At 36.2% G+C, this 1839-nt stretch carries 3 protein-coding genes; all 3 read right to left on the reverse strand.

Annotated elements, in window-relative coordinates; all coding sequences use genetic code 11:
- The coding region (locus ACFIME_RS08920; protein WP_375684824.1) for an antA/AntB antirepressor family protein at positions 1-708 on the reverse strand (708 nt) is incomplete at its 3' end.
- A 370-nt stretch (positions 709-1078) separates the two neighbouring features.
- Positions 1079-1594, reverse strand: a complete 516-nt coding sequence (locus tag ACFIME_RS08925; RefSeq protein ID WP_375684825.1) for a hypothetical protein — start codon at positions 1592-1594, stop codon at positions 1079-1081.
- Positions 1581-1839, reverse strand: a 259-nt coding sequence (locus ACFIME_RS08930; RefSeq protein WP_375684826.1) for a hypothetical protein, incomplete at its 5' end; no start/stop codon positions are given. The genes ACFIME_RS08930 and ACFIME_RS08925, both read right to left, overlap by 14 nt.

Here is a 1839-nt window from a genome sequence, read left to right on the forward strand (position 1 = left end):
TTCTCTCAAACATGCCAATCCTTTTGGTGTGATTTTTGTTGAAGGGAGCACCTTTTCTGTACCATCCGGTCTTTGAATGGTAATAGCGGGACAATCCATGAATCCTTTCTTTATCTTATCCTGATAAGGTAACAGCGGCGCCCCTGGAGCCCGTCGATACACCCAGTCATGTTTACGCAAATAATCGGTTAAGTCCTTTGGTCGTACTTCAAGCATTTTCGCTGCTTCGATAAGACCAAACAACCCATCAGAGCGCTTTAAACCTTCCAAAGCTTTTGCTTTTGGAGTCAATCCAGCAATGGTGTTATCCTTTTGCTCGATTTGATTTTGTAAGTGATTTAAGACACCAAGTAATGCTTCGGGTTTGGAGTAGTCAACTTGTGGTGTTGCTACTTGTTTCAAAAGCCGTTCACATTTGATAAAGTATTGACGCGCTTCATGCCCTTTATCATTACGCTCTATCATCGAAAGATGTTTAGCCATGTCTAATGTAATGTGGTATTCTTTTACCTTTCCACCGTTTTCTAAATTTTTAGAAAGCGTTATAAAGTTTATATTTTCCAGAAACTTACATTCTTTAATGCGATTTTTAATCCAGTCTGCAAATTTTGATGTAATTTCCAAAAATGCGTGCAAATCACGTGCATTTACTGTTTGAACAGTTTCCTGATCAATAACCTGTTCTCTAATTTCTATGAGAGTGTTCATGTGAACTCCTGTTCGATTAGACGTTTTTGATTGACACTCAATAAAGAATGCCGGGTGCTCAAAAACACGGCGAACAGTCCGTCGTTACGCTTTTCCCATAAGGGTATTGTATAGCGCAACTACACCCGACAATGCCATTATATGCGTGTAACATACAATGAGTCAAAGCCTTTAATGTGCGGAAGAAAAATTGTGTCGGCAATCTATCCGCTGTTCGTTTAAGGTGTTTTTGAGGCACCTAATACCAAAGATATACATTACAGAAATAATGTCAAGCGGCTTCCGATAGTTTTTTATGCTCTTGTTGATTTTATCGAACGTTGAGAAGAGACAACGTAATCTAAACAGTTTTATAAAATCGGGAATTTTACTATGGCTTTTTAACTGAGCACTGTAGTGTGTAAATGGATATATTTATTAAACTGCGTGTACGTAACATAAGAAACAATACACAGCATAAAAAATAGTACCAAAGAGCAATATCTGAGTACCAAAGTACAGTATCCAATGGAAAAGAAAGCTTATGCTGCACGTACTTAGAAATGACAGATAAAGGAACCGTTTCTTTATAGCTACTTGGGAAAATTAAAACGACAAGCGCTAAACTTATTAGCTTTAAAAGTCTCTGCATATATTGTTGTAAATCATGTGTTAGGATCACCCAACCCGTTGAATCATCATGTTTATATTTTGGATTATTTTGCAATTCAAAAGGAATATTAGAATTGCATAAAATTACAAAAATATTTGTTACTATTATCAAACCAAAAGATGCAAATATCAAAATACTTTGAATAAAGTAGGGATTTTTTTTAATTCCTAAAAAACATAAAAATATAAAAGTTATAATGCCAAACAAGGCTCTTAGCTGTTTATCTGTAAACATATTTATTTCCTGTGGTTTTCGGTAATTTTTTGATCTCTTTATTGATCTCGTCTATAAGAGGTTCGTAATTGAGAATGCTTTTCGGAATACCACCACCGTAAACCCATGCTTTCACTTGCGCTTTGGTACTAAAATCCGCATTTTCTGGTGTGGTATAATACTGGCCACCGTCAAACTTTTCACACTCTCTTGTGCCGTCTTCATATTCGTAGAGGTTGTAAAAATACTCCTCTGCTCCATCTCCC

The sequence above is a fragment of the Bartonella sp. AP1QHHD genome (assembly GCF_042196265.1).
Lineage (GTDB): Bacteria > Pseudomonadota > Alphaproteobacteria > Rhizobiales > Rhizobiaceae > Bartonella.

Bases quoted from the DNA above. Each gene is read 5' to 3' on its own strand.
- ACFIME_RS08925 (WP_375684825.1), bottom strand. From the start codon at position 1,594: ATGTTTACAGATAAACAGCTAAGAGCCTTGTTTGGCATTATAACTTTT.